At 50.0% G+C, this 26,181-nt stretch carries 46 protein-coding genes and 1 pseudogene; 7 read left to right on the forward strand and 40 right to left on the reverse strand.

Going from position 1 to position 26,181, the window contains the following annotated elements; all coding sequences use genetic code 11:
- Positions 1-247 precede the first annotated feature (247 nt).
- Complete coding sequence (locus tag V5P19_RS22565; RefSeq protein ID WP_334407746.1) at positions 248-802, forward strand: gamma carbonic anhydrase family protein; 555 nt, start codon at positions 248-250, stop codon at positions 800-802.
- Here V5P19_RS22565 and V5P19_RS22570 read toward each other — a convergent pair.
- Genes V5P19_RS22570 through dprA form a run of 6 tightly spaced genes read right to left on the reverse strand, consistent with a single transcriptional unit; the run spans position 778 to position 4,561 of the window.
- Complete coding sequence (locus V5P19_RS22570; protein ID WP_334407748.1) at positions 778-1,026, reverse strand: DUF1488 domain-containing protein; 249 nt, start codon at positions 1,024-1,026, stop codon at positions 778-780. The two genes, V5P19_RS22565 and V5P19_RS22570, sit on opposite strands and share 25 nt — an antisense overlap.
- Entirely contained in the window at positions 1,023-1,841 is an 819-nt protein-coding gene (gene aroE / locus V5P19_RS22575; RefSeq protein WP_334407785.1) for a shikimate dehydrogenase, read from the reverse strand. Before aroE ends, V5P19_RS22570 begins: the two co-directional genes overlap by 4 nt.
- Before the next feature lie 4 nt (positions 1,842-1,845).
- Positions 1,846-2,418: an L-threonylcarbamoyladenylate synthase type 1 TsaC gene (tsaC, locus tag V5P19_RS22580; protein WP_334407749.1), complete on the reverse strand. Its 573-nt coding sequence runs from the start codon at positions 2,416-2,418 to the stop codon at positions 1,846-1,848.
- A complete protein-coding gene (locus V5P19_RS22585; protein WP_334407751.1) occupies positions 2,408-2,965 on the reverse strand; it encodes a topoisomerase DNA-binding C4 zinc finger domain-containing protein in 558 nt (185 codons plus the stop codon). Before V5P19_RS22585 ends, tsaC begins: the two co-directional genes overlap by 11 nt.
- Positions 2,966-2,991: 26 nt before the next feature.
- Positions 2,992-3,465 (reverse strand): DUF494 family protein Smg, encoded by a 474-nt coding sequence (gene smg, locus V5P19_RS22590; protein ID WP_014072048.1) that lies wholly within the window; start codon positions 3,463-3,465, stop codon positions 2,992-2,994.
- On the reverse strand, positions 3,437-4,561 hold the full coding sequence (gene dprA / locus V5P19_RS22595; protein WP_334407754.1) for a DNA-protecting protein DprA: 1,125 nt from the start codon (positions 4,559-4,561) through the stop codon (positions 3,437-3,439). Before dprA ends, smg begins: the two co-directional genes overlap by 29 nt.
- A 127-nt stretch (positions 4,562-4,688) precedes the next feature.
- On the opposite strand from dprA, the gene def reads away from it, so the two are divergent.
- The 5 genes from def to mscL all read left to right on the forward strand — a co-directional run bounded on the left by def (position 4,689) and on the right by mscL (position 9,477).
- Positions 4,689-5,198, forward strand: coding sequence for a peptide deformylase (gene def, locus V5P19_RS22600; protein WP_028018484.1), 510 nt, complete (start codon positions 4,689-4,691; stop codon positions 5,196-5,198).
- A 24-nt stretch (positions 5,199-5,222) separates the two neighbouring features.
- Complete coding sequence (gene fmt / locus V5P19_RS22605; RefSeq protein WP_334407758.1) at positions 5,223-6,170, forward strand: methionyl-tRNA formyltransferase; 948 nt, start codon at positions 5,223-5,225, stop codon at positions 6,168-6,170.
- 52 nt (positions 6,171-6,222) lie between these two features.
- Positions 6,223-7,509, forward strand: coding sequence for a 16S rRNA (cytosine(967)-C(5))-methyltransferase RsmB (gene rsmB / locus V5P19_RS22610; RefSeq protein WP_334407760.1), 1,287 nt, complete (start codon positions 6,223-6,225; stop codon positions 7,507-7,509).
- Positions 7,510-7,531: 22 nt separating this feature from the next.
- On the forward strand, positions 7,532-8,908 hold the full coding sequence (trkA, locus tag V5P19_RS22615; protein ID WP_334407762.1) for a Trk system potassium transporter TrkA: 1,377 nt from the start codon (positions 7,532-7,534) through the stop codon (positions 8,906-8,908).
- Positions 8,909-9,054: 146 nt separating this feature from the next.
- On the forward strand, positions 9,055-9,477 hold the full coding sequence (gene mscL, locus V5P19_RS22620; protein WP_334407764.1) for a large-conductance mechanosensitive channel protein MscL: 423 nt from the start codon (positions 9,055-9,057) through the stop codon (positions 9,475-9,477).
- On the opposite strand, the gene V5P19_RS22625 is transcribed toward mscL, so the two are convergent.
- From V5P19_RS22625 to rpsJ, 31 genes are all read right to left on the reverse strand, one after another.
- A complete protein-coding gene (locus V5P19_RS22625; RefSeq protein ID WP_334407766.1) occupies positions 9,465-9,683 on the reverse strand; it encodes an alternative ribosome-rescue factor A in 219 nt (72 codons plus the stop codon). The two genes, mscL and V5P19_RS22625, sit on opposite strands and share 13 nt — an antisense overlap.
- A gap of 57 nt (positions 9,684-9,740) precedes the next feature.
- A complete protein-coding gene (gene zntR, locus V5P19_RS22630; RefSeq protein ID WP_334407768.1) occupies positions 9,741-10,166 on the reverse strand; it encodes a Zn(2+)-responsive transcriptional regulator in 426 nt (141 codons plus the stop codon).
- A gap of 2 nt (positions 10,167-10,168) precedes the next feature.
- Positions 10,169-10,537 carry a DUF1992 domain-containing protein gene (locus tag V5P19_RS22635; protein WP_334407770.1) on the reverse strand — a complete coding sequence of 123 codons (369 nt, stop codon included), beginning with the start codon at positions 10,535-10,537 and terminating at the stop codon, positions 10,169-10,171.
- Between the two features lie 107 nt (positions 10,538-10,644).
- Positions 10,645-11,031, reverse strand: coding sequence for a 50S ribosomal protein L17 (rplQ, locus tag V5P19_RS22640; RefSeq protein ID WP_001216372.1), 387 nt, complete (start codon positions 11,029-11,031; stop codon positions 10,645-10,647).
- A gap of 40 nt (positions 11,032-11,071) precedes the next feature.
- Entirely contained in the window at positions 11,072-12,061 is a 990-nt protein-coding gene (gene rpoA / locus V5P19_RS22645) for a DNA-directed RNA polymerase subunit alpha (protein WP_002919219.1), read from the reverse strand.
- 25 nt (positions 12,062-12,086) lie between these two features.
- Positions 12,087-12,707 carry a 30S ribosomal protein S4 gene (gene rpsD, locus V5P19_RS22650; protein ID WP_004868345.1) on the reverse strand — a complete coding sequence of 207 codons (621 nt, stop codon included), beginning with the start codon at positions 12,705-12,707 and terminating at the stop codon, positions 12,087-12,089.
- 32 nt (positions 12,708-12,739) lie between these two features.
- Positions 12,740-13,129, reverse strand: a complete 390-nt coding sequence (rpsK, locus tag V5P19_RS22655) for a 30S ribosomal protein S11 (RefSeq protein WP_003863312.1) — start codon at positions 13,127-13,129, stop codon at positions 12,740-12,742.
- Between the two features lie 16 nt (positions 13,130-13,145).
- On the reverse strand, positions 13,146-13,502 hold the full coding sequence (gene rpsM, locus V5P19_RS22660; protein ID WP_003863308.1) for a 30S ribosomal protein S13: 357 nt from the start codon (positions 13,500-13,502) through the stop codon (positions 13,146-13,148).
- A gap of 146 nt (positions 13,503-13,648) precedes the next feature.
- Positions 13,649-13,765, reverse strand: a complete 117-nt coding sequence (rpmJ, locus tag V5P19_RS22665; protein ID WP_000868187.1) for a 50S ribosomal protein L36 — start codon at positions 13,763-13,765, stop codon at positions 13,649-13,651.
- Between the two features lie 31 nt (positions 13,766-13,796).
- Positions 13,797-15,128 (reverse strand): preprotein translocase subunit SecY, encoded by a 1,332-nt coding sequence (gene secY / locus V5P19_RS22670; protein ID WP_014171896.1) that lies wholly within the window; start codon positions 15,126-15,128, stop codon positions 13,797-13,799.
- Positions 15,129-15,135: 7 nt separating this feature from the next.
- Positions 15,136-15,570 (reverse strand): 50S ribosomal protein L15, encoded by a 435-nt coding sequence (gene rplO, locus V5P19_RS22675; RefSeq protein WP_003863304.1) that lies wholly within the window; start codon positions 15,568-15,570, stop codon positions 15,136-15,138.
- Between the two features lie 3 nt (positions 15,571-15,573).
- Complete coding sequence (gene rpmD / locus V5P19_RS22680; RefSeq protein WP_003863301.1) at positions 15,574-15,753, reverse strand: 50S ribosomal protein L30; 180 nt, start codon at positions 15,751-15,753, stop codon at positions 15,574-15,576.
- Between the two features lie 6 nt (positions 15,754-15,759).
- Positions 15,760-16,260: a 30S ribosomal protein S5 gene (rpsE, locus tag V5P19_RS22685; RefSeq protein WP_003863299.1), complete on the reverse strand. Its 501-nt coding sequence runs from the start codon at positions 16,258-16,260 to the stop codon at positions 15,760-15,762.
- A gap of 14 nt (positions 16,261-16,274) precedes the next feature.
- On the reverse strand, positions 16,275-16,628 hold the full coding sequence (gene rplR, locus V5P19_RS22690; RefSeq protein WP_003863297.1) for a 50S ribosomal protein L18: 354 nt from the start codon (positions 16,626-16,628) through the stop codon (positions 16,275-16,277).
- 9 nt (positions 16,629-16,637) lie between these two features.
- Positions 16,638-17,171 (reverse strand): 50S ribosomal protein L6, encoded by a 534-nt coding sequence (gene rplF / locus V5P19_RS22695; RefSeq protein ID WP_003863296.1) that lies wholly within the window; start codon positions 17,169-17,171, stop codon positions 16,638-16,640.
- Between the two features lie 12 nt (positions 17,172-17,183).
- The gene (gene rpsH / locus V5P19_RS22700; RefSeq protein WP_006178918.1) at positions 17,184-17,576 is read right to left on the reverse strand and encodes a 30S ribosomal protein S8; all 393 of its coding nucleotides are present in this window, start codon (positions 17,574-17,576) and stop codon (positions 17,184-17,186) included.
- A 30-nt stretch (positions 17,577-17,606) separates the two neighbouring features.
- Positions 17,607-17,912 carry a 30S ribosomal protein S14 gene (gene rpsN, locus V5P19_RS22705; protein ID WP_003863291.1) on the reverse strand — a complete coding sequence of 102 codons (306 nt, stop codon included), beginning with the start codon at positions 17,910-17,912 and terminating at the stop codon, positions 17,607-17,609.
- Positions 17,913-17,926: 14 nt separating this feature from the next.
- Entirely contained in the window at positions 17,927-18,466 is a 540-nt protein-coding gene (rplE, locus tag V5P19_RS22710) for a 50S ribosomal protein L5 (protein WP_103780723.1), read from the reverse strand.
- Positions 18,467-18,480: 14 nt separating this feature from the next.
- Positions 18,481-18,795 carry a 50S ribosomal protein L24 gene (gene rplX, locus V5P19_RS22715; protein WP_003863287.1) on the reverse strand — a complete coding sequence of 105 codons (315 nt, stop codon included), beginning with the start codon at positions 18,793-18,795 and terminating at the stop codon, positions 18,481-18,483.
- Positions 18,796-18,805: 10 nt separating this feature from the next.
- Positions 18,806-19,177, reverse strand: coding sequence for a 50S ribosomal protein L14 (rplN, locus tag V5P19_RS22720; RefSeq protein ID WP_002919748.1), 372 nt, complete (start codon positions 19,175-19,177; stop codon positions 18,806-18,808).
- 166 nt (positions 19,178-19,343) lie between these two features.
- Positions 19,344-19,598, reverse strand: a complete 255-nt coding sequence (rpsQ, locus tag V5P19_RS22725; protein WP_008503489.1) for a 30S ribosomal protein S17 — start codon at positions 19,596-19,598, stop codon at positions 19,344-19,346.
- Entirely contained in the window at positions 19,598-19,789 is a 192-nt protein-coding gene (rpmC, locus tag V5P19_RS22730) for a 50S ribosomal protein L29 (protein ID WP_003863282.1), read from the reverse strand. Before rpmC ends, rpsQ begins: the two co-directional genes overlap by 1 nt.
- The gene (gene rplP, locus V5P19_RS22735) at positions 19,789-20,199 is read right to left on the reverse strand and encodes a 50S ribosomal protein L16 (RefSeq protein ID WP_002919759.1); all 411 of its coding nucleotides are present in this window, start codon (positions 20,197-20,199) and stop codon (positions 19,789-19,791) included. The genes rpmC and rplP overlap by 1 nt, the downstream gene beginning before the upstream one ends.
- 12 nt (positions 20,200-20,211) lie before the next feature.
- A complete protein-coding gene (gene rpsC, locus V5P19_RS22740) occupies positions 20,212-20,913 on the reverse strand; it encodes a 30S ribosomal protein S3 (protein ID WP_000529945.1) in 702 nt (233 codons plus the stop codon).
- Between the two features lie 17 nt (positions 20,914-20,930).
- Entirely contained in the window at positions 20,931-21,263 is a 333-nt protein-coding gene (gene rplV / locus V5P19_RS22745; RefSeq protein WP_002919773.1) for a 50S ribosomal protein L22, read from the reverse strand.
- Positions 21,264-21,277: 14 nt separating this feature from the next.
- Positions 21,278-21,556, reverse strand: coding sequence for a 30S ribosomal protein S19 (gene rpsS, locus V5P19_RS22750; protein ID WP_001138117.1), 279 nt, complete (start codon positions 21,554-21,556; stop codon positions 21,278-21,280).
- Between the two features lie 16 nt (positions 21,557-21,572).
- Positions 21,573-22,394 carry a 50S ribosomal protein L2 gene (rplB, locus tag V5P19_RS22755; RefSeq protein WP_008457150.1) on the reverse strand — a complete coding sequence of 274 codons (822 nt, stop codon included), beginning with the start codon at positions 22,392-22,394 and terminating at the stop codon, positions 21,573-21,575.
- Positions 22,395-22,411: 17 nt separating this feature from the next.
- The gene (rplW, locus tag V5P19_RS22760; protein ID WP_180244417.1) at positions 22,412-22,714 is read right to left on the reverse strand and encodes a 50S ribosomal protein L23; all 303 of its coding nucleotides are present in this window, start codon (positions 22,712-22,714) and stop codon (positions 22,412-22,414) included.
- Complete coding sequence (rplD, locus tag V5P19_RS22765; RefSeq protein WP_003031119.1) at positions 22,711-23,316, reverse strand: 50S ribosomal protein L4; 606 nt, start codon at positions 23,314-23,316, stop codon at positions 22,711-22,713. Before rplD ends, rplW begins: the two co-directional genes overlap by 4 nt.
- Before the next feature lie 10 nt (positions 23,317-23,326).
- Positions 23,327-23,956 (reverse strand): 50S ribosomal protein L3, encoded by a 630-nt coding sequence (gene rplC, locus V5P19_RS22770; protein ID WP_006178923.1) that lies wholly within the window; start codon positions 23,954-23,956, stop codon positions 23,327-23,329.
- 32 nt (positions 23,957-23,988) lie between these two features.
- Positions 23,989-24,300, reverse strand: a complete 312-nt coding sequence (gene rpsJ, locus V5P19_RS22775) for a 30S ribosomal protein S10 (protein ID WP_001181005.1) — start codon at positions 24,298-24,300, stop codon at positions 23,989-23,991.
- Positions 24,301-24,681: 381 nt separating this feature from the next.
- Between rpsJ and V5P19_RS22780 the strand changes: the two genes are divergently transcribed.
- On the forward strand, positions 24,682-25,155 hold the full coding sequence (locus V5P19_RS22780; RefSeq protein WP_334407781.1) for an A24 family peptidase: 474 nt from the start codon (positions 24,682-24,684) through the stop codon (positions 25,153-25,155).
- Here the strand turns inward: V5P19_RS22780 and bfr are convergent.
- From bfr to tuf, 3 genes and pseudogenes are all read right to left on the reverse strand, one after another.
- Positions 25,139-25,615, reverse strand: a complete 477-nt coding sequence (bfr, locus tag V5P19_RS22785; RefSeq protein ID WP_334407783.1) for a bacterioferritin — start codon at positions 25,613-25,615, stop codon at positions 25,139-25,141. The two genes, V5P19_RS22780 and bfr, sit on opposite strands and share 17 nt — an antisense overlap.
- Positions 25,616-25,686: 71 nt before the next feature.
- The gene (bfd, locus tag V5P19_RS22790) at positions 25,687-25,881 is read right to left on the reverse strand and encodes a bacterioferritin-associated ferredoxin (protein ID WP_003863268.1); all 195 of its coding nucleotides are present in this window, start codon (positions 25,879-25,881) and stop codon (positions 25,687-25,689) included.
- Between the two features lie 177 nt (positions 25,882-26,058).
- Positions 26,059-26,181 (reverse strand): annotated as a pseudogene (tuf, locus tag V5P19_RS22795) (elongation factor Tu); the annotation flags it as partial.

Here is a 26,181-nt window from a genome sequence, read left to right on the forward strand (position 1 = left end):
ATTTTTTCTCTTCAACCGACCGGGTTGTTTGTGAAGTGATTCACATCTGCCGTGTCGATGGAGGCGCATTATAGGGATCCCATTTTTTAGCACAAGTATTTTTTAGATCTTTTTTACTGACTGCCGATTTTCCGCGCTTTTCGCTGAAATCTCGCCCGTTCTGCTTAAATAGTGACGTATTTTGCCTTGCCTCGATCCCATAATATGATCAAAGTCTTTGGTATAACGCTCATCTGTCGAGGTAGATATGTCTGCAGTATTACGTCCTTATAAAGATCTGTTCCCACATAAAGGCGATCGCGTAATGATCGACGCCAGCAGCGTGGTCATTGGCGATGTCCGGATAGCCTCTGACGTCAGCATCTGGCCACTCGTTGCGATCAGGGGAGACGTTAACTATGTGGCAATCGGCGCACGCACCAACATCCAGGATGGCAGCATTCTGCATGTAACCCACAAATCCGCATATAACCCGGAAGGCAATCCACTCATCATTGGCGAAGACGTCACCGTCGGCCATAAAGTGATGCTCCACGGCTGCACTATCGGTAACCGAGTGCTTGTTGGCATGGGCTCGATTTTACTGGATGGCGTGATTGTAGAAGATGATGTAATGATTGGCGCCGGCAGTCTGGTCCCGCAAAATAAACGGCTCGAAAGCGGTTATCTTTATTTAGGCAGTCCGGTAAAACAGATCCGCCCTTTAAAACAGGCGGAAATAGAGGGATTGAAATATTCAGCGAACAATTACGTGAAATGGAAAGATGAGTATCTGGATCAGGACAACCAGACCCACCCCTGATCGTCTTCCTGCTGATCTCGGATTAAGTCGCTGGCTTCCTCTTCAAGATCCCAGCGATTATCGCAAAACACCTCTAGTGGGTTTGGTCCACCATAGCGACGCTTCAACGTTTCACCCGTAATTGCACACGTCAGTTGCATCCCGTGCACCAGTACCGGGAAACAGACTGCTTTCAGACTCTCATCCCAGCTTTCTCTGTCGGGAAAATGAATAGCCTGGTTCACGCCGTCAATTCCCGTTTCAGTTTTTCAATCACCGGTTCTATAGCGGGTAATACACCATGCCAGAGCAACACGGCATGTGCCGCCTGCCCTACCAGCATACCCAGTCCATCTGCCAAATGTTTCGCGCCGTGTTTTTCACACCAGTTCAGAAAAGGTGTCTTCCCTTTCTGGTAAAACATGTCATAGCAATAGAGGTGATTGCTTATTAGAGAGGCAGGGATCGCAGGAACCTCACCATCAATGCCGCTGGAGGTGGCATTAATGACAAGATCAAATTCATGAGTGGCAAGATCGTCAAGGGCTATCGCGCTCACGCTGCCAGTATGTGAAAACAATGTCGCCAGCTCTTCCGCTCGGGAAAAGGTTCGATTGGTAATGGTCACCGCACACTCCAGCGAGAGGAGAGGCAACAAAACACCTCGCGATGCCCCTCCTGCGCCAATCAGCAGAACCCGAAAACCGGGCTTGATAAATGACAGTCTTTCCAAATCGCTAAGTAAACCAATCCCGTCGGTGTTGTCACCCAGAAGGCGACCATCCTCAAGCCGTTTTAAGGTATTCACCGCACCGGCAAGAGACGCACGCTCGGTCAACTCATCTGCGCGTTCGAAAGCCTCTTCCTTAAAAGGTACCGTCACATTCGCACCTTTCCCCCCCGCTTCGAAAAAGGCATTCAGCGTAGTCACAAATGCGTCAACAGGGGCCAGCACACGGCCATAAGGATGTTCAATCAGCAGTTGTTCAGCAAACTGCTGATGGATCAACGGCGACTTGCTGTGTGCGATCGGGTTACCAAAAACAGCATAAGCTTCCATCATACTACCCCTGGCGAAAACGTTCGCCGGTCAAGGCGTCGCGAATCTCCGACGGATTCAGGCGACCACCCGTTTCACCGACAACGACCGGGAAATCATTCCCGAACTGCGCCAGCACCTCTTCAGTTGTTCGACAAGGAGGCAACCCGGAAAGGTTGGCGCTGGTTGAGACCAGCGGTTTGCCAAACGCCAGACATAACTCCACCACCAGCGGATGGTCGGTTACACGAACGGCAAGGGAATCGAAGCGCCCGGTCAACCAACGCGGCGTTGTTGGTTGCGCAGGGAAAACAAAGGTGACAGGCCCTGGCCACGCGGAGAAGATAGTCTCTCGCTGTGCCTCGGTGAGCATGGAATCATCAATATAAGGCTTTAGCTGTTCATAACTGGCAGCGATCAGAATGAGTCCTTTATCGACAGGCCTCTGTTTGAGCGTCAATAAACGACTAACAGCCGTCTCACTGTCGGGATCGCAACCGACCCCAAAGACAGCTTCTGTAGGGTAGGCGATGACTTCTTCATTTTTCAGGACATCCACAGCATGGGCAATGGAACCTGATGTCAGGTTATTCTTCACTGTTTTGATCCGCCGATACCGGCTTTCCACATTGTTTACTTGCGCAAAAGCGTTTTACGCCTTGCGCTGTTTTCTTCTCTATAAGTAGCGGGTAATTACAATGAGGGCAGAAGCCCGCTACCGGTTTGAAATTAATCACGAACTGGCATTCAGGATAGCGATCGCAAGAATGGAAGGTCTTACCAAAACGAGAACGACGCTGTACCAGTTGCCCACGTTGGCATTGAGGACAAGCAATTGCCGTTTCATCGGGTTTATCAATTTGCTCTGTATGCGCGCATTTTGGATAGTGGCTACAGCCTATAAACATGCCGAAACGTCCCTGACGCAGCGCTAACTCGCCACCGCAGAGCGGGCAAAGCTGACCCTCCAGAATCTTGACGATGTGTCCGTCCGCCTGGTTTTTCAGGGGACGGACATAATCACATTCCGGATAGTGTGAACACCCGAGAAACGGGCCGTGTTTCCCGGACCGAATGACAAGTTCAGCCCCACACTGTGGGCAGGGCTCGTTTTTATGCACCGTAAAAAGTGCTGATTTAGCCATAACAACTCTTGGTGCTGCACATTGAATTAGTGCAGCATACCTTCATTCACTTCAAAGAGTAATTCTTCCATTTGCTGATAGGCATTTTCACAGCCCGGAATATTGAACAGAACCATCAGGATCACCCATTTCAGGTCTTCCAATTCGAATTCTGCAGTATCCAGCGCCATGACGCGCTCTATCACCATTTCTCTCGTTTCGAGGTTTAGCACCTGAATCTGCTCAAGGAATAAAATGAACCCCCGGCAGCTGGCGTCCAGCCTTTCACACTCTTCAGCTGTATAGATGCGTACAGATAGTGGGTCAGAAGCAAGCTGCATCGGTTCGGCAAGGCCTTCCTGATAATCAGCCAGTTTCTCCAGCCACATCAACGCATTATAAATATCTTCCCGCTCAAATCCTGCATCGGTAAGATCCCGTGTCAATTTGTCCTGATCCACGCGCATTTCTGCTTCGTTGTGGATGTAAGTCTCAAACAAATACATCAGTACGTCGAACATGGCATGCCCTCCTTAATCGGACATAGCCGCCGGGTACAGCTGCGATCCACCCTGCTAACTCCAGTTCCAGTAGCTGTGCTACCGTTACTGGCACAGGTTGGCCGGCACGTTCAGCGACAACGTCAACAGGTGTTACCTCATCTCCTACGTTAGCCAGGAGCTTGGGAAATGGCAATGCCGCCTCCCCCTGTTCTGATGAATAAAGTCGCTTTTCGGGTACATCTGTTAACGAGCGCAAGCCATATTGAAAATTTTCAAGAATGTCCTCTACGCAAGTCACTGGCGTTGCGCCTTGTTTGATTAGCCAGTGAGGCCCCTCACAGCCGGGGTTGCCTATTGGCCCCGGCAAGGCAAACACTTCCCTTCCTTGTTCAAGTGCACATCTTGCGGTCACAAGCGATCCGCTTTTGATTGCCGCTTCAACCACCAGCACGCCGTGGCTTAGCCCGCTGATAATTCGGTTACGACGCGGAAAGTTACCGGGCCAGGGCTGCGCTGAAAGCGGAAACTCAGACACTATAGCTCCCTGTGACTCAACGAGCCGTTCAGCCAGGGCATGATGTCTACGGGGGTAAATGCTAAAAAGTCCATTCCCCAAGACCGCTACGCTGCGGCCTTTTACGGACAGCGCGGCGTTGTGCGCGACACCGTCAATCCCGCAGGCCAGCCCACTGGTAATGGTGAAACCAGACTGTACTAGCTGTTCACAAAGCATTTTTCCCCACCGCTCGCCGTACCAGGAGGGCGCACGGCTCCCAACGACCGCCAGTTGGATACTGTTGAGGGTTTCAAGATTACCTTTAACGAATAACGCTCCGGGGTAATCTGTTAATGTTCGAAGTAAAGGGGGATAAAGTGGATCATTTGCCGTTAACAGATGATTCCCCGGCAATTCAAGCCACATCAGACACCGTTCCAGCTCACTTTCACCGAGCGCAAAAAACTGCCCGCTCTGCTTCGCCGACAGCCCGGCATTTTTAGTCGCAGCATGGTCAATCAGTGTATTTTTGAGCAAATGTAACGCCACTTCCAGCATCGCATCGCCGCATAAAGAACCGATGCTGATTAACCGTAACCATATCTCAGCAGACGTCATCCTTTTCCCTGTCATAAGCAGCCTCTGCAATCATTGCGATTGGTGACTGATGCTGTCAATCGATGGGGGATTTGTCTAGAATAGAGGGAGTATTCTTATCAACTCCTGAACACGACTCTGGAAATTTATGGCAGTTTTGCAAGTGTTACATATTCCGGACGAGCGCCTTCGCATCGTCGCAGAACCGGTTAAAGAAGTGAATGCAGAAATTCAGCGTATCGTTGATGATATGTTCGATACCATGTACGCCGAAGAAGGTATTGGCTTGGCGGCAACGCAGGTGGACATTCATAAGCGCATAATCGTCATCGACGTTTCTGAAAATCGCGATGGACGCTTGGTGCTGATCAACCCTGAATTGCTCGAAAAGAGCGGCGAAACAGGTATTGAAGAAGGTTGTCTGTCCATTCCAGAACAGCGTGCTTTAGTGCCGCGTGCGGAAAAAGTCAAAATTCGCGCACTGGATCGGGACGGAAACCCGTTCGAGCTAGAAGCTGACGACCTGCTGGCTATTTGTATTCAGCATGAGATGGATCACCTTGTCGGTAAACTGTTTATCGATTATCTCTCTCCGCTGAAGCAGCAGCGTATTCGTCAGAAAGTAGAGAAACTGGATCGTATGCGTTCTCGCGCATAACGCCTCCCAGATACAAGGATCAACGTGTCAAAAACACTACGTATTATCTTCGCGGGTACTCCTGATTTTGCAGCGCGCCATCTTGACGCGCTGTTATCTTCTGGTCATCAGGTTGTTGGGGTGTTTACCCAGCCAGATCGCCCTGCGGGTCGTGGCAAAAAGCTGATGCCAAGCCCGGTTAAGGTATTGGCCGAAGAACATGGATTGCCTGTTTTTCAGCCTGCATCCTTACGTCCTCAGGAAAATCAGCAATGGGTTGCTGATCTGAATGCAGATGTGATGGTCGTTGTCGCTTACGGATTAATTTTGCCTAAAGCCGTGTTGGATATGCCACGTCTGGGTTGTGTGAATGTACATGGTTCCCTGCTCCCACGCTGGCGCGGGGCGGCGCCTATTCAGCGCGCTTTATGGGCAGGTGATACTGAAACTGGCGTCACTATCATGAAGATGGACGTAGGTTTAGATACGGGTGACATGCTGTATAAACTGGCATGCCCAATAACTGCAGATGATACCAGCGCGACGTTGTACGACAAGCTGGCCGATCTTGGGCCGCAGGGGCTGATTGAAACGCTACAGCAGCTCGCGGAGAAAACGGCTAAACCTCAGATTCAAGATGACACGCTGGTTACCTATGCCGAAAAACTGAGCAAAGAAGAAGCCCAGCTTGACTGGTCGTTATCAGCCGTTCAGCTCGAGCGTTGTATTCGCGCCTTTAATCCATGGCCAATGAGCTGGATGATAATTGATGAGCAGCCAGTAAAAATCTGGAAAGCTTCTGTCCTCAATGAAAACGCTATAGCCGAACCCGGTACGATTATCGACGCGAACAAGCAAGGTATCCAGGTTGCCACTGCGGAAGGCATTTTGAATCTTGAGGTCTTACAGCCTGCAGGTAAGAAAGCGATGAGCGCCCAGGATCTGTTAAATTCCCGTCGTGAATGGTTTATCCCTGGTCATCGTCTTGCCTGAGCGCATTACTTCTAAAAGCCCGGTGTTCCCGGGCATTTTTATTTCTACGGTTATGAAAAAACAAAATCTACGCAGTCTCGCGGCACAGGCCGTTGAGCAAGTTGTCGAGCAGGGTAAGTCACTGAGCAATATCCTGCCTCCGCTACAACAAAAAGTATCCGATAAAGACAAAGCACTGCTTCAGGAGCTGTGCTTTGGCGTTCTGCGCACGCTTTCTCAGCTTGAGTGGCTGATTAACAAGCTGATGTCGCGCCCCATGACCGGCAAGCAGCGCACCGTCCATTATTTGATCATGGTTGGTTTCTATCAGCTTCTACATACTCGCATTCCTCCTCATGCTGCGCTGGCTGAAACGGTGGAAGGTGCCGTGGCGATTAAGCGTCCTCAGTTGAAAGGGTTGATCAACGGGGTGCTGCGCCAGTTTCAGCGGCAACAGGAAGAGCTTCTGGCTGAATTTAACCAGAGTGAAATACGTTTCCTGCATCCTGGCTGGCTGCTGACTCGTCTTAAAAAAGCCTATCCGCAGCAGTGGCAAGAGATTGCTGACGCCAATAACCAACGCCCACCGATGTGGTTACGCGTGAACCGTAATCACCACACACGTGAAGCATGGCTGGCGTTGCTGGAAGAAGCTGGTATGAGTGGATACGCCCATGAAGCCTACCCTGATGCCGTACGTTTAGCCTCACCTGCACCAGTACATGCGCTGCCGGGCTTTGAAGAGGGTTGGGTCACCGTACAGGATGCTTCAGCTCAGGGTTGCATGACCTGGCTTGAACCTAAAAACGGTGAGCAGATCCTCGATCTTTGCGCTGCACCTGGCGGCAAAACAACGCATATTCTGGAAGTTGCTCCACAGGCAAACGTAATGGCGGTAGATGTTGATGAGCAACGTCTTTCACGCGTCTATGACAACCTGAAGCGTTTAGGCATGAAAGCTCAGGTGAAGCAAGGTGACGGACGTAAACCTGCCGAATGGTGTGGTGAGACCCAATTTGATCGTATTCTGCTTGATGCACCATGCTCTGCAACCGGCGTCATTCGCCGTCATCCGGACATTAAGTGGCTGCGCCGCGATCGTGATATAAAGGAGCTTGCTCAACTGCAATCCGAAATTCTCGATGCTATTTGGCCACATCTGAAATCGGGTGGAACACTAGTCTATGCGACCTGCTCCATACTACCGGAAGAAAACAGTCAGCAGATTGCAGCGTTCCTGGAACGTACCCCGGATGCTGCACTACGCGATACGGGAACACCAGAACGCCCAGGTCAGCAGAACCTGCCAGGGGCAGAAGAAGGTGATGGCTTCTTTTACGCTAAGCTAATCAAAGAGTGATGTTGAAAACAGGTCACAAGATATGAAGATTATCATTCTGGGCGCAGGACAGGTTGGCGGGACGCTGGCGGAAAACCTTGTTGGCGAAAACAACGACATCACGATCGTCGATACCAATGGCGATCGGCTGCACGTTCTACAGGATAAATTTGACCTTCGCGTCGTGCAAGGGCACGGTTCGCACCCGCGCGTCCTTCGCGAGGCAGGCGCAGACGATGCCGACATGCTTGTCGCCGTCACCAGTTCTGATGAAACCAACATGGTTGCTTGTCAGGTGGCCTACTCACTTTTCAATACCCCTAACCGGATCGCACGTATTCGTTCCCCGGACTATGTCCGCGACGCGGAAAAATTGTTTAATTCGGAAGCGGTGCCAATAGACCATCTGATCGCGCCGGAACAGCTGGTTATCGATAATATTTACCGCCTGATCGAATATCCGGGCGCGCTTCAGGTTGTGAATTTCGCCGAAGGGAAAGTGAGCCTGGCTGTTGTTAAGGCGTATTATGGTGGTCCACTGATCGGTAACGCTCTTTCCACCATACGCGAGCACATGCCGCACATCGACACCCGCGTTGTTGCCATTTTTCGGCATGACAGACCCATTCGTCCTCAAGGCTCCACAATTGTCGAAGCCGGAGATGAAGTCTTCTTTATTGCGGCATCCCAGCATATCCGTGCTGTTATGAGTGAACTTCAGCGTCTCGAAAAACCCTACAAACGGATTATGCTGGTTGGCGGCGGCAATATCGGAGCGGGCCTGGCACATCGTCTCGAGAAAGATTATAGCGTCAAGCTGATCGAGCGCGATCAACAGCGCGCGTCTGAATTAGCTGAAAAGTTACAAAATACGATTGTGTTTTATGGCGATGCATCGGATCAAGAGTTGCTGGCCGAAGAGCATATTGATCAAGTTGATCTCTTCATTGCCGTAACCAACGATGACGAAGCCAATATTATGTCCGCCATGCTGGCCAAACGCATGGGGGCAAAAAAGGTTATGGTGCTAATTCAACGCCGCGCGTATGTCGACCTTGTTCAGGGCAGCGTCATTGATATTGCCATTTCGCCGCAGCAAGCGACCATTTCGGCGCTGCTGAGCCACGTACGTAAGGCTGATATTGTTGGCGTTTCATCGCTTCGTCGTGGTGTTGCCGAAGCCATAGAAGCCGTGGCGCACGGCGATGAAACCACATCGCGCGTTGTGGGTCGTTCTATCGATGAAATTAAACTGCCACCGGGGACGATTATCGGTGCAGTAGTACGGGGTAATGATGTCATGATCGCCAATGATAATTTACGCATTGAACAAGGCGACCACGTTATCATGTTCCTTACTGATAAAAAGTTTATTACCGACGTCGAACGTTTATTCCAGCCAAGTCCATTCTTTCTTTAATGATTCAGGTGCTCGCAAAAGGGCACCTGAGCATTATCCACTTGATTCTTGCGTCTTTTATTTTTCATAACGATTATTTATCTCCAATGGCAATTAGCTAATCATTTGTTAAACTTATAGACGTCAGCTGGCACAAGGAGAACATAATGAGTTTTATTAAAGAATTTCGCGAATTTGCGATGCGCGGGAATGTAGTAGATTTGGCAGTGGGTGTCATTATTGGGGCAGCGTTCGGCAAGATCGTTTCATCGTTAGTTGCAGATATTATTATGCCACCTTTAGGATTGCTAATCGGGGGCGTTGATTTTAAACAATTCGCCGTGACACTGCGTGATGCTCAGGGAGATATCCCTGCCGTTGTTATGCACTATGGCATTTTTATTCAGAATATCTTTGATTTCGTAATCGTGGCGTTTGCCATTTTTATGGCTATCAAGCTCATCAATAAGCTTAACCGTAAAAAAGAAGAACCGGCTGCAACACCGCCTGCGCCAACGAAAGAAGAAGTTTTGCTGACTGAAATTCGTGATCTGTTAAAAGAACAGAACAACCGCCCTTACCAGCCGTAAAAAGCAGGAAGGCCAGTGGTAAATAAGCGATTCGCTTGCTTGCCACTGGCCTCCCAGTTACCTCGTTTTGCATGTTTGTCTTTACGCAGATAACTTCCTCTCCCTTTTTTATTTGCCTCGATCCGTTGCCTAAACAGTGGGTCGTGAAGCAGTGCCTCAATGGCGTTATCTTTAATTTTTCCCTTCGTATGTTGATAGCGGCTCATAATTTCTCCTGAGCGATGTTCATGTTGAGCGGAGTCTAGACCTGACTAGATAAAAAATCAACAGCCTCGGGTTTCTCCACTGGCGCCCTGTTCAAGGGCTTCGAGAATTGAGCAATAAACACTGCTGTGAGCAGTTCCGCAGCATGCATCGTTCAATCTTTGTAGCGAACGCTGCATGGTTTGCAGTTCCTGAATACGCGCTTCAACTTCATCCAACCGGGCCTGGACGATACCTTTAGATTCCTGGCAAGTGTGGTGTGCGGGATCAATTCGGATCGATAAAAGTTCCCGGATCGATTCCAGCGTAAAGCCAAGTTGTCGTGCATAGCGAATAAACCGTAGACGCTGAAGGTCATTGTCGGTGTAAAGACGGAAACCACCTTCAGTACGCACTTCATGATCAATCATCTGCTGCTTTTCATAATACCGGATGGTGTCCGGGGTTACGTTCGCGAGCTTTGCAAGTTCACCGATACGGTACATGGCTACTCCTCATTCATTCTGTGCATCAACCGTTCGCTATACTCACTGCGCAAAAAATCAGTATTCAGCCCGGCCTGTCGGAGTTTAAATTCAATCAATGCCAGTCGACGACTGAGTTCAGTATACCGGGGATCGTCTTTGCAAATCCCTTGTAAAAGAGAAGCTAGTTCAACAGCCTCTTTACGCTGCTCGAGTTCAGGGGGTAAACATCCTGCGTTCTTAAGTAAGCGGTATCCCGCCCGTAATTCTGGTGCGACATGGGAATCATCATCCAACACGAGCGGCTCGCCACTGCCGGGGAGATTATCGAATTCGCCTTTTCTTTGGGCGTCGGTTATATGGCGTTCAGCCCACTGGTCGAGTAACCACATGATCAACTCCGGGAGATGAACAGGAAAGATTTATTCATTGTAGGTAAGTGGGGATCCTGCGGATATAAAAAAACCCGCCGAAGCGGGTTTTTTTACGTTACTGCAGATTACTCTGCAGCAGCTTCTGCTTTAGATTCTGAACGATCAACCAGCTCGATGTAAGCCATCGGCGCGTTGTCGCCTGCACGGAAGCCACACTTCAGAATACGAGTGTAACCACCGGCACGGCTCGCGAAACGCGGGCCCAGTTCATTAAACAGTTTTGCCACGATCTCGTTATCACGAGTACGGGCGAATGCCAGACGACGATTAGCAACGCTGTCAGTCTTGGCAAGAGTAATCAGCGGCTCAACTACGCGACGCAGCTCTTTCGCTTTAGGCAGGGTCGTCTTGATGATCTCATGACGAACCAGTGAACCTGCCATGTTGCGGAACATAGCCTGGCGATGGCTGCTGTTGCGGTTCAGTTGACGACCACTCTTACGATGGCGCATGACCTTATCCTTCTCAGTAAAACCTTAACCTGTGATCCGGTTACTCGTCAGCAATGCTTGCTGGTGGCCAGTTTTCCAGGCGCATGCCCAGTGACAGACCACGTGAAGCCAGCACGTCTTTAATCTCGGTAAGAGATTTTTTACCCAGGTTCGGCGTTTTCAGCAACTCAACCTCGGTACGCTGTACCAGATCACCGATATAGTGGATAGCTTCTGCCTTAAGGCAGTTAGCAGAGCGGACAGTCAATTCGAGATCGTCAACAGGGCGCAGCAGGATCGGATCGAATTCTGGTTTCTCTTCTTTCACTTCCGGCTGACGAACATCACGTAAGTCAACGAAAGCTTCCAGTTGTTCTGCCAGGATGGTAGCCGCACGACGAATCGCCTCTTCAGGATCGATTGTGCCATTGGTTTCCATTTCGATGACCAGCTTGTCCAGGTCGGTACGCTGTTCTACACGCGCTGCTTCAACATTGTAGGCAATACGCTCTACAGGGCTATAGCATGCGTCGACCAGCAGACGGCCGATTGGGCGCTCATCTTCTTCCGAATGAATTCGGGCAGAAGCCGGCACATAACCACGACCGCGCTGAACTTTGATACGCATGCTAATAGCTGCGTTCTCATCGGTCAGGTGGCAGATCACGTGCTGCGGCTTGACGATTTCAACATCACCGTCGTGGGTGATGTCGGCTGCAGTCACAGGGCCAATGCCAGATTTATTCAGAGTAAGAATAACTTCATCTTTACCCTGAACTCTCACCGCCAGCCCTTTCAGGTTGAGCAGGATTTCAAGGATATCTTCCTGAACGCCTTCTTTGGTGCTGTACTCATGAAGTACACCATCAATCTCAACCTCGGTCACCGCGCAACCCGGCATCGATGAGAGCAGAATACGGCGCAGTGCGTTACCCAGAGTATGGCCAAAGCCACGCTCTAAAGGCTCAAGGGTCACCTTGGCGTGCGTCGAACTCACTTGCTCGATATCTACCAGGCGCGGTTTTAGAAACTCTGTCACAGAACCCTGCATTGTGTCCTCTCTTTGGTACTAAGCTTTACTTGGAGTAAAGCTCGACGATCAGGTGTTCGTTAATGTCCGCAGACAGATCAGAACGTTCTGGCTGACGCTTGAACGTACCTTCCATCTTGCCAGCATCAACTTCCAGCCAGGTTGGCTTTTCACGCTGCTCAGCCAGCTCCAGAGCGGCCTTCACGCGAGATTGCTTTTTCGCTTTCTCACGAATGCTAACAACGTCATTCGCTTTAACCTGATAAGAAGCGATGTTAACAACACGACCGTTTACCATGATTGCTTTGTGGCTAACCAGCTGACGTGATTCAGCACGAGTAGCGCCGAAGCCCATACGGTATACAACGTTGTCCAGACGACCTTCCAGCAGAGCCAGCAGGTTTTCACCTGTGTTGCCTTTCAGACGTGCTGCTTCTTTATAGTAGTTACGGAACTGACGCTCCAGCACACCGTACATACGGCGAACTTTTTGCTTTTCACGCAACTGCACACCATAGTCAGACAGACGCGGTTTACGCGCACCGTGCTGGCCAGGAGCTTGTTCAATTTTACACTTGGTATCGATCGCGCGAACGCCAGACTTAAGGAATAAGTCGGTGCCCTCACGACGGCTCAGCTTGAGCTTAGGACCCAAATATCTTGCCATTTTCTATCTCCAACTAACCTAAAAAACGAGCGTTATACGCGACGTTTTTTCGGCGGACGACAACCGTTATGAGGGATCGGAGTCACATCAGTAATATTAGTGATGCGGAAACCAGCGGCGTTCAGAGCGCGAACGGTAGATTCACGACCCGGACCCGGACCTTTGACCATAACTTCCAGATTCTTGATGCCGTATTCTTTAACGGCTTCAGCGCAACGCTCTGCTGCAACCTGAGCTGCGAACGGAGTGGATTTGCGTGAACCACGGAAACCGGAACCACCGGCTGTTGCCCAACCCAATGCGTTACCCTGACGATCAGTAATAGTAACGATGGTGTTGTTGAAAGAAGCATGGATATGAGCCACGCCGTCAGAGACTTGTTTTCTTACACGCTTACGTGCACGAACTGGTGCCTTTGCCATTATTCAATCACCCCGATTATTTCTTGATCGGTTTGCGCGGACCCTTACGGGTACGTGCGTTGGTCTTCGTACGCTGACCGCGCACTGGCAGACCACGACGATGACGCAAACCGCGATAGCAACCAAGATCCATCAGGCGCTTGATGCTCATGCTGATTTCACGGCGCAGATCACCTTCAACGACAAATTTGGCAACTTCGTCACGCAGCGTGTCGATTTGTTCTTCAGACAGCTCACTGATCTTAACATCTTCAGCGATACCCGCTGCAGCCAGAATGGCCTTGGAACGGGTCTTGCCGACGCCGTAGATCGAAGTTAATGCGATCACGGCATGTTTCTGATCAGGAATGTTAATGCCTGCTATACGGGCCACTATGCACTCCTACTATTTAATATGTACGCACCATGCTGAAAAGCCCGTTTTCAGGATACTCAAATGGAAACGTACAGACATACAAAAGATTGGCTGGCTAATCTAGCCAGCTCAACCCAACTTTGCAAGAAAAATATGCGAAATAATCAGCCTTGGCGCTGTTTATGCTTCGGCTCGGCACTGCAAATCACACGGATGACACCATCACGCTTAACGATTTTGCAGTTACGGCATAATTTCTTGACGGAAGCACGAACTTTCATTTTTACTCTCCGTAACTTCTCAGACGACCATTTAGCGGCCGTAGCCTTTCAGGTTCGCCTTCTTCAATGCAGACTCATACTGACTGGACATCATCAGAGTTTGCACTTGAGCCATAAAGTCCATAATCACGACGACAACAATTAGCAGCGAGGTCCCACCAAAGTAGAACGGCACTTTCATTGCATCACGCATGAACTCCGGGATCAGGCAGATAAAGGTAATATAAAGCGCACCAACCAAAGTCAGGCGAGTCATTACTTTATCGATATACTTCGCCGTTTGCTCTCCCGGACGAATTCCTGGTACAAATGCACCGGACTTCTTCAGGTTATCTGCTGTTTCACGCGGGTTGAAAACCAACGCCGTGTAGAAGAAACAGAAGAAGATGATCGCAGACGCATAGAGTAACACATAAAGTGGTTGCCCAGGCTGCAAATACAGCGAAATTGTTGTCAGCCAGTTCCAACCAGTCCCGCCCCCGAACCATGACGCGATGGTCGCTGGGAACAGAATAATACTGGAAGCGAAAATAGCCGGGATAACCCCCGCCATGTTCACTTTCAGCGGTAAATGTGTGCTCTGTGCAGCATAGACACGACGACCTTGCTGACGTTTAGCGTAGTTCACCACAATGCGGCGCTGACCACGTTCAACGAAGACAACAAAGAACGTCACTGCAAATACTAATACTGCAACCAACAGCAACAGGAGGAAGTGCAGGTCGCCTTGACGCGCTTGCTCGATAGTATGGGCGATGGCTGGCGGGAGGCCCGCAACAATACCGGCGAAGATAATGATTGAGATACCGTTGCCGATACCTCGTTCAGTAATCTGTTCGCCGAGCCACATCAGGAACATTGTCCCTGTGACCAGACTTACAACAGCGGTGAAATAGAATGCAAAGCCCGGGTTTAACACCAGGCCCTGCATACCAGGCATATTCGGAAGACCGGTAGCAATACCGATCGACTGGAATATTGCCAGCACCAGAGTGCCGTAACGGGTGTACTGGCTAATCTTACGACGTCCAGACTCCCCTTCTTTCTTCAATTCTGCCAAGGCCGGATGAACGACCGTCAACAGCTGGATAATAATGGATGCCGAAATATACGGCATAATACCCAGTGCGAAGATAGAAGCACGGCTGAGAGCACCACCAGAGAACATGTTAAACATTTCAATGATGGTGCCTCGCTGTTGCTCAAGCAGTTTGGCAAGTACAGCGGCATCGATACCAGGGATCGGAATAAAAGAGCCAACACGGAACACAATCAGCGCGCCGATAACAAACAGCAGTCTGCGTTTCAGCTCGCCAAATCCACCTTTGGCACTTTGAAAATCTAATCCCGGTTGCTTAGCCATCTGCTACTTATTCCTCAATTTTACCGCCAGCAGCTTCGATAGCAGCACGAGCACCTTTAGTAACACGCAGGCCACGAACAGTTACCGGAGTAGAAACTTCACCAGCCAGGATCACTTTCGCGAACTCGATCTGGATACCGATAATGTTAGCTGCTTTCAGCGTGTTCAGGTCTACAACGCCGCCTTCAACTTTCGCCAGGTCAGACAGACGGATTTCCGCTGTGATCGCTGCTTTGCGAGAGGTGAAGCCGAACTTCGGCAGACGACGGTACAGTGGCATCTGACCACCCTCGAAACCGCGACGTACGCCACCGCCAGAACGAGAGTTCTGACCTTTGTGACCACGACCACCGGTTTTACCGAGGCCAGAACCGATACCACGACCCAGGCGTTTACCCGCCTTTTTAGAGCCTTCGGCCGGAGACAGAGTATTTAAACGCATCTCTTACTCCTCAACTTTAACCATGAAGTAAACCGCGTTGACCATACCGCGAACAGCAGGAGTATCCTCGCGCTCAACAGTATGTCCAATACGACGCAGACCCAGGCCAAGCAGCGTTGCCTTGTGTTTCGGCAGACGACCGATTGCACTGCGGGTTTGAGTGATTTTAATAGTCTTTGCCATGGTCAATTACCCCAGAATTTCTTCAACGGATTTACCACGCTTGGCAGCGACCATTTCTGGAGAATTCATATTTTCCAGGCCATCAATAGTTGCACGAACCACGTTAATTGGGTTGGTGGAACCATATGCTTTAGCCAGTACGTTATGAACCCCAGCAACTTCCAGAACGGCGCGCATTGCACCACCGGCGATGATACCGGTACCTTCTGAAGCTGGCTGCATGAATACACGAGAACCCGTGTGAACACCTTTAACTGGGTGTTGCAGGGTGCCGTTGTTCAGCGCGACGTTAATCATATTGCGACGGGCTTTTTCCATCGCTTTCTGGATCGCTGCTGGAACTTCACGCGCTTTACCGTAACCAAAACCAACGCGACCGTTACCATCACCAACTACAGTCAGAGCTGTGAAGGAGAAAATACGACCACCTTTTACGGTTTTAGATACGCGGTTAACCGCGATCAGCTTTTCCTGCAGTTCGCCAGCCTGTTTTTCGATGTGAGCCATCTTACACCTCTACCTTAGAACTGAAGGCCAGCTTCACGGGCAGCATCTGCCAGTGCCTGGACACGACCATGATATTGGAACCCGGAACGGTCAAAGGAAACATTGCTGATGCCTTTTTCCAGAGCGCGTTCTGCAACAGCTTTACCTACAGCTGCAGCGGCGTCTTTGTTACCGGTGTACTTCAATTGTTCTGAGATAGCTTTTTCTACAGTAGAAGCAGCTACCAGAACTTCAGAACCGTTCGGTGCAATTACCTGTGCGTAAATATGACGCGGGGTACGATGTACCACCAGGCGAGTTGCACCCAGCTCTTTGAGCTTGCGGCGTGCGCGGGTCGCACGACGGATACGAGCAGATTTCTTATCCATAGTGTTACCTTACTTCTTCTTAGCCTCTTTGGTACGCACGACTTCGTCGGCGTAACGAACACCCTTGCCTTTATAAGGCTCAGGACGACGGTAGGCGCGCAGATCTGCTGCAACCTGACCGATCAGCTGTTTATCAGCGCCTTTCAGCACGATTTCAGTTTGAGTCGGACATTCTGCAGTGATACCGGCCGGCAGCGGATGCTCAACAGGGTGTGAGAAGCCCAGAGACAGGCCTACTGCATTCCCTTTGATAGCTGCACGATAACCTACACCAACCAGTTGAAGCTTTTTAGTGAAGCCTTCGGTAACACCAACAACCATTGAGTTCAGCAGGGCACGCGCGGTACCAGCCTGAGCCCATCCATCCACGAAACCATCACGTGGACCGAAGGTCAGAGCGTTATCTGCATGTTTAACTTCAACAGCTTTGTTGAGGGTACGAGTCAGCTCGCCGTTTTTACCTTTGATCGTAATAACCTGACCGTCGATTTTTACATCAACGCCGGCAGGAATGACGACCGGTGCTTTAGCAACACGAGACATTCTTTCCTCCGATTAGGCTACGTAGCAGATAATTTCGCCACCAAGACCAGCTTGGCGCGCTGCACGATCAGTCATAACACCTTTAGAGGTAGAAACAACTGCGATACCAAGACCAGCCATAACTTTAGGCAGCTCATCTTTTTTCTTATAGATGCGCAGACCTGGGCGGCTGACACGCTGAATGCTTTCTACAACAGCTTTACCCTGGAAATACTTGAGAGTAAGTTCCAGTTCCGGCTTGGTGTCGCCTTCAACTTTAAAATCTTCGATAAAACCTTCTTCCTTCAGCACGTTGGCAATTGCCACTTTCAGCTTGGCGGAAGGCATGGTGACCGCAACTTTGTTCGCGGCCTGACCGTTACGGATACGGGTCAGCATATCCGCGATCGGATCTTGCATGCTCATCTGTCTTTACTCCCGTGATTCAATTGGTAATTACCAGCTAGCCTTTTTCAAGCCTGGTACTTCACCGCGCATGGCGGCTTCACGCAGTTTGATACGGCTCAACCCAAACTTGCCCACATAACCATGTGGACGACCTGTTTGACGACAGCGGTTACGCTGACGAGACGGGCTGGAATCACGCGGCAGAGACTGCAGCTTGAGAACCGCATTCCAACGATCTTCGTCGGAAGCGTTCACATCAGAAATGATCGCTTTCAGTTCAGCGCGTTTAGCGAAGAATTTATCAGCTAAAGCTACGCGCTTTACTTCGCGTGCTTTCATTGATTGCTTAGCCATTCAGTAACCCTACCTTACTTGCGGAACGGGAAGTCAAAGGCAGCCAGCAGAGCACGGCCTTCTTCGTCAGATTTCGCAGTAGTGGTAATGGTAATATCCAAACCACGCACGCGGTCGACTTTATCGTAGTCGATTTCTGGGAAGATGATCTGCTCACGGACACCCATGCTGTAGTTACCACGACCGTCGAAAGACTTAGCGGACAAGCCACGGAAGTCACGGATACGTGGAACAGCAATAGTGATCAGGCGCTCAAAGAACTCCCACATGCGTTCGCCACGCAGAGTTACTTTACAGCCGATCGGATAGCCCTGACGGATTTTGAAGCCTGCAACTGATTTGCGTGCTTTGGTGATCAACGGCTTTTGACCGGAGATTGCTGTCAGGTCAGCTGCTGCGTTATCCAGCAGTTTCTTGTCAGCGATCGCTTCACCAACACCCATGTTCAGGGTGATCTTCTCGACCCGAGGGACTTGCATGACAGAATTGTAGTTAAACTCAGTCATGAGTTTGCTAACTACTTCGTCTTTGTAGTAATCATGCAGTTTCGCCATCGTACTACTCCAAATTACTTGATAGTTTCGCTGTTAGACTTGAAGAAACGGACTTTTTTGCCGTCTTCGAATCTAAAGCCTACACGGTCAGCCTTGCCGGTAGCCGCATTGAAGATTGCAACGTTAGAAACCTGAATAGCAGCTTCTTTTTCAACGATGCCACCTGGTTGGTTCAGGGCCGGAACCGGCTTCTGATGTTTCTTAACCAGGTTGATACCTTCAACGACGAGTTTGCCGGAAGACAGAACATTTTTTACTTTACCGCGTTTACCTTTATCTTTACCGGTTAACACGATAACTTCGTCATCACGACGGATTTTCGCTGCCATGATTCGCTCCTTAGAGTACTTCTGGTGCCAGAGAGATAATTTTCATGAACTTCTCAGTACGAAGCTCACGAGTTACCGGCCCAAAGATACGCGTGCCGATAGGCTGCTCGCTATTATTGTTTAAAATAACGCATGCATTACCATCGAAGCGAATGACAGAACCGTCAGGGCGACGAACACCCTTCTTGGTGCGCACCACTACCGCCTTCAGCACATCACCTTTTTTGACCTTACCACGTGGAATTGCTTCCTTGATGGTGATCTTGATGATGTCGCCTACGCCTGCGTAGCGACGGTGCGAGCCACCCAGAACCTTGATACACATTACGCGACGTGCACCGGAGTTGTCGGCGACGTTCAGCATAGTCTGTTCTTGGATCATTTTAGTGCTCCGCTAATGTCAACTACTACCTGAGACTCTAAAATCAGAGCCGTTAAAAAGCCCCATATCGAGGGCGCGGCATTATAACACCGCTTCTACAATATGGGTAGAAAAAATAAACGGCTCATCGCTGAGCCGTTTATTCGTATTGAGAATGCGTACTCTATTACAGAACCGCTTTCTCTACAACGCGAACCAGCGTCCAGGATTTAGTCTTGGACAGTGGACGGCATTCACGGATTTCAACCTTGTCGCCGATACCACATTCGTTGTTCTCGTCATGTACGTGCAGTTTGGTCGTACGTTTGATGAATTTACCGTAGATCGGGTGTTTCACAATACGTTCGATAGCTACAACAATGGATTTCTCCATTTTGTCGCTAACAACACGACCTTGCAGAGTACGGATTTTATCGGTCATTACGCACCCGCCTTCTGAGTCAGTAAAGTCTTAACGCGTGCAACATTGCGACGCACTTGCTTCAGCAGGTGAGTCTGTTGCAGCTGGCCACTTGCAGCCTGCATACGCAGGTTGAACTGCTCACGCAGCAGGTTCAGCAGCTCAGCGTTCAGCTCTTCAACGCTTTTTTCACGCAGCTCTTTTGCTTTCATTACATCACCGTCTTAGTTACAAAGGTGGTTTTGATAGGCAGTTTCGCTGCTGCCAGGCCGAAGGCTTCACGGGCCAGCTCTTCCGGAACACCGTCCATTTCATAAAGGACTTTGCCCGGTTGGATCAAGGCAACCCAGTATTCCACGTTACCTTTACCTTTACCCATACGAACTTCCAGTGGCTTCTCGGTGATCGGTTTGTCCGGGAATACACGGATCCAGATCTTACCTTGACGCTTAACTGCACGGGTCATTGCACGACGTGCTGCTTCGATCTGACGTGCAGTCAGACGACCACGGCCAACAGCTTTCAGACCGAAAGTGCCGAAGCTAACATCCGTACCCTGCGCCAGACCACGGTTGCGGCCTTTGTGCACTTTACGGAATTTTGTACGCTTTGGTTGTAACATCAGCGACGCTCCTTATTTACGGCCTTTACGCTGCTGCTTTTTAGGTTGAGCAGCCGGTTTTTCCGGTTGTTCAACAGCAGCCATACCACCCAGGATCTCACCTTTGAAGATCCATACCTTAACGCCGATTACACCGTAAGTGGTGTGCGCTTCAGAGGTGTTGTAGTCAATGTCAGCACGCAGAGTGTGCAGCGGTACGCGACCTTCGCGGTACCATTCGGTACGTGCGATTTCCGCGCCGCCCAGACGCCCGCTAACTTCAACTTTGATACCCTTAGCGCCCAGACGCATTGCGTTCTGTACAGCACGCTTCATAGCACGACGGAACATAACGCGACGTTCCAGCTGTGAAGTGATGCTGTCAGCAACCAATTTAGCGTCCAGTTCAGGCTTACGAACTTCAGCGATATTGATCTGTGCAGGAACGCCAGCGATATCCGCTACGACCTTGCGCAGTTTTTCTACGTCTTCGCCTTTCTTACCGATAACGATGCCAGGACGAGCAGTGTGAATGGTTACACGGATGCTCTTAGCTGGACGCTCGATAACGATACGAGATACAGACGCTTTAGCCAGTTCCTTAGTCAGGTACTGACGTACTTTAAAATCGCTGTCCAGGTTGTCAGCGAATTCTTTGGTGTTCGCAAACCAGGTTGAGTTCCATGGTTTTACAATACCCAGGCGAATACCATTAGGATGTACTTTCTGACCCATTGCTAGTCTCCAGAGTCTCAGCGATCGGACACAACCACAGTAATGTGGCTGGTGCGCTTCAGGATGCGATCTGCACGACCTTTCGCACGCGGCATAATGCGCTTCATGCTTGGGCCTTCATCTACGAAAATTTTCGCGACTTTCAGATCGTCGATGTCAGCGCCATCGTTGTGTTCAGCGTTAGCAATGGCAGATTCCAGTACTTTCTTGACCAATACCGCAGCTTTCTTGTTGGTATAGGTCAGGATGTCCAGGGCCTGCGACACTTTCTTACCGCGAATCAGGTCAGCAACAAGGCGAACCTTCTGTGCAGAAGAACGAGCATGGCGATGTTGAGCTAAAGTTTCCATCTCTTCCTCCTACCTTATTTCTTCTTCGCTTTTTTATCAGCAGCGTGGCCGCGATAAGTACGAGTCGGTGCGAATTCACCCAGTTTGTGACCAACCATTTCGTCGGTAACAAAGACTGGAACGTGCTGACGACCATTATGGACAGCGATGGTCAAACCGATCATGTTAGGAAAGATCGTTGAACGACGGGACCAAGTGCGCAGGGGCTTCTTGTCTCCGCTTTCCACCGCTTTCTCTACCTTCTTCAGCAAGTGCAGGTCAATAAAAGGACCTTTCTTGAGAGAACGTGGCATGGCTTATCCTCTAAAATTATTTGCTACGGCGACGTACGATAAATTTATCAGTACGCTTGTTGCTGCGGGTCTTCTTACCTTTGGTCTGAACGCCCCACGGGGATACCGGGTGCTTACCAAAGTTACGACCTTCACCACCACCATGTGGGTGATCGACTGGGTTCATCGCAGTACCGCGAACGGTAGGACGAACACCACGCCAGCGTGCAGCACCTGCTTTACCCAGAACGCGCAGCATATGCTCAGCATTGCCAACTTCGCCCAGAGTAGCGCGGCAGTCTGCTTCGACTTTACGCATTTCACCAGAACGCAGACGCAGGGTGACATAAGCACCGTCACGAGCAACGATCTGAACGTAAGTACCAGCGGAACGTGCCAGCTGACCGCCTTTACCTGGTTTCATTTCTACGTTATGAACAGTAGAACCAACCGGGATATTGCGCATCGGCAGGGTGTTACCTGCTTTGATTGCAGCATCAACGCCAGACTGAATCTGGTCGCCAGCTTTCAGGCCTTTAGGGGCCAGAATGTAACGGCGTTCGCCATCTTTGTACAGAACCAGCGCGATGTTCGCGGAACGGTTCGGATCGTACTCAAGACGCTCAACAACTGCTGGGATACCGTCTTTGTTGCGTTTGAAGTCAACAATACGATAAGCCTGCTTGTGGCCACCACCGATGTGACGAGTGGTGATACGGCCATTGTTGTTACGACCACCGGATTTGCTGTTTTTTTCCAGCAACGGAGCAAAAGGTTTGCCCTTGTGCAGCTCAGGGTTAACCACTTTAACTACGTGGCGACGACCCGGAGATGTCGGTTTACATTTAACAACTGCCATTGTATTACTCCTCCGACTTACTCAGCGCCGCCAACGAAGTCCAGATTCTGGCCTTCTTTAAGGGTGACGTAAGCTTTTTTCCAGTCGCTACGACGACCGATACGCTGTCCTTGACGTTTAACTTTCCCTTTAACTACCAGGGTGTTAACGACTTCGACTTCGACTTCAAACAGTTTCTGCACAGCAGCTTTGATTTCTGCTTTGGTCGCGTCTTTAGCAACTTTGAGAACGATGGTGTTTGTTTTTTCCATCGCAGTAGACGCTTTTTCAGAAACGTGCGGTGCACGAAGCACCTTCAGCAGACGTTCTTCACGAATCATGCCAGCATCTCCTCAACTTGCTTAACAGCATCAGCAGTCATTACGACTTTGTCGAAGGCGATCAGGCTAACCGGGTCGATACCAGTCGCATCACGTACGTCAACCTTGTGCAGGTTACGTGCAGCGAGGAACAGGTTCTCGTCCAGCTCACCGGTGATGATCAGCACATCTTCCAGAGCCATGTCTTTCAGTTTCTGTGCCAGCAGCTTAGTTTTAGGCGCTTCAACAGAGAATGATTCGACAACGATCAGACGATCCTGACGTACCAGTTCGGACAGGATGCTTTTCAGCGCGCCGCGGTACATCTTTTTGTTTACTTTTTGACTGTGGTCCTGCGGACGTGCAGCAAAGGTCACGCCACCTGAACGCCAGATCGGGCTCTTGATAGAACCTGAACGCGCACGGCCGGTACCTTTCTGGCGCCATGGCTTTTTGCCGGAACCAGTTACTTCAGCACGAGTCTTCTGAGCACGAGTGCCCTGACGAGCACCAGCTGCATAAGCAACAACAACCTGGTGAACCAGCGCTTCGTTGAAATCACGACCGAAGGTAGTTTCGGAAACAGTCAGCGCGCTCTGCGCGTCTTTCAATACTAATTCCATTGCTATCCCCTTACGCCTTCACAGCTGGTTTAACGATCAGGTCGCTACCGGTTGCACCCGGAACTGCACCCTTAACCAGCAGCAGGTTGCGCTCAGCGTCAACACGTACTACGTCCAGGCTCTGAACGGTTACACGTTCGTTACCCAGCTGACCTGCCATTTTCTTGCCTTTGAACACTTTGCCCGGAGTCTGGTTCTGACCGATAGAACCCGGAACGCGGTGAGACAAGGAGTTACCGTGGGTAGCGTCCTGGGTACGGAAGTTCCAGCGCTTAACGGTACCAGCAAAACCTTTACCTTTAGAGGTACCGGTTACGTCAACTTTTTTAACGTCAGCAAACAGCTCAACGCTAATGTCCTGACCTACGGTGAACTCTTCGCCTTCAGCAAGACGGAATTCCCACAGACCACGGCCAGCTTCAACGCCAGCTTTAGCGAAGTGACCCGCTTCTGGTTTGGTTACACGGTTAGCTTTTTTAGCACCAGTGGTAACCTGAACAGCGCGGTAGCCATCGTTAGCCAGATCTTTAACCTGAGTAACGCGGTTTGCTTCGACTTCGATTACGGTTACTGGGATAGATACGCCATCTTCAGTGAAGATGCGGGTCATTCCCACTTTTTTACCGACTAAACCAATCATTGTATCAACCTCTCAATCGCTCGATGACCTGATCAACCCAGGCTGATCTGCACGTCTACACCGGCAGCCAGATCCAGACGCATCAGAGCATCAACGGTTTTCTCAGTTGGCTCAACGATGTCAACCAGACGCTTGTGAGTGCGAATTTCGTACTGATCACGCGCGTCTTTGTTAACGTGCGGAGAGATCAGAACGGTAAAGCGCTCTTTGCGGGTCGGCAGCGGGATCGGACCACGGACTTGCGCACCAGTGCGCTTAGCAGTCTCGACGATTTCCGCGGTTGATTGATCGATCAGACGATGATCAAACGCTTTCAGGCGGATACGGATTCTTTGGTTCTGCATGAGACCAGAGCTCCAATTATTTTATAAACGAAAATGATTACTACTCAAACCCATTACGATTGATGGGAGAGTGTAACCGTTCTTACGTAGCCCCCCTATTGGGAGCATTGTTAAGCAACAAAATGCGTCGCTCAGGTTCAGATTGAACCAGCCGTCAATTACGACAAGCCCGCGCATTATACGTAAATCTGGGGCAGACGCAAGTGCCGTTTAGAAATTAGGCGCTAATGGCTATTTCTTCGCGGGGCATCGCAATCTTTTACGCAAGCAGTCTGCTATCCCCTCTTCTTCGGAATCCATCACGCAATGACTGTTTTTGCATATTGCCGACAATGCCTTATGTGAGGAGTATTCGCTGAAAACGACTATGAGGCTCATCGTATGCTTACTCTCCTCCCCTTTATACTGGCCTATCTCTCTCTTACCGGTTTGCTGGTACGTGAGGATATTCGAGCCGGTATTCTACCTGATAAGTTACTTTGCCCACTTCTGTGGTCGGGTCTACTCTATCAACTTTGTCTACATCCTGTTTTTCTGCCCAGCGCAGTGGTCGGGGCAATAGCCGGCTACCTTAGCTTTGCTTCTCTCTACTGGGGATATCGGTTGGTTTGTCGACGTGAAGGCATGGGTTATGGGGATGTGAAGTATTTTGCAGCGCTGGGCGCCTGGCATGGGTGGTGCATCTTACCCCTTCTTGCGCTTGTGGCTGCAATGATGGCGCTTCTCTATCTTCTTATTCTCTCTTTATTCAGGCACGATAAAGACATAATAAAAAACCCACTGCCTTTTGGGCCATTTTTGGCGACAGCGGGTTTATGCGTTGGCTGGCAGAATCTGATTAATCTGCCACTTTGATTTGTGACTGAAGATAGTTCTGCAGACCAATTTTACCGATAAGATCTAACTCGGTTTCCAGCCAGTCAATATGGCCTTCTTCATCGGCCAGAATCTGAATCATCATATCCCGGCTAACATAGTCATGTACGCTATCTGCATAGGCAATGGCTTCACGAAGGTCTTTTGCGCCTTCGAGTTCCAGCCTAAGGTCGGACTGCAGCATCTCCTCAACATCTTCGCCAATGCCAAGTTTGCCAAGATCCTGGAGGTTTGGAATGCCCTCGAGAAAGAGAATGCGCTCGATATACTTATCGGCATGCTTCATCTCATCGATGGATTCATGGTATTCAACATCGTTGAGGCGCATCAGCCCCCAATTTTTGAACATTCTTGCATGGAGAAAATACTGATTGATTGCGACAAGCTCATTTCCCAATAATTTATTGAGATAACTTATGATTTTAACATCACCTTTCATTATATAGTCCCTCCGCTTCCACTCATTGAAGCGTAGATCGGGCTACCGGGATGTCAAAAAAAAGATGAGGCTTATGCGATCTCTTTGAACTCAGGTATCTGCATCAATTCGTCCTGCATGATCTCGCGTGCTGCTCGCACACACTTACCGCATTGATTTCCCACTGGAACAAACTTGCGCAGCTGCTGGAAAGATTGAGGCTGAAACTGGCGAACGGCCTGACGTATTTTTTTGTCACTCACACCATTACACAAACAAACGTACATAAATGCTCCCGTTCAAAATATGCGCAAAGTGTAAGTGAGAATAGTTATGATTACAATAGCACATGCTGCAGGATACGCGGCGGGAGCAGACAAAAAATGCGAAAATTTGTGACTGGTCCAGAACAGCAGAAAACAAAAAAGGACGCCGAAGCGTCCTTTTTTATTCAGGGCTAATACTTAGCTCAGAACTTTAGCAACAACGCCCGCGCCAACGGTACGGCCGCCTTCACGGATTGCGAAACGCAGACCGTCGTCCATCGCGATTGGGTGGATCAGAGTCACAACCATCTTGATGTTGTC

This window comes from Enterobacter sp. UNJFSC 003, from assembly GCF_036903355.1.
In the GTDB taxonomy this organism is placed as follows: Bacteria; Pseudomonadota; Gammaproteobacteria; order Enterobacterales; family Enterobacteriaceae; genus Enterobacter.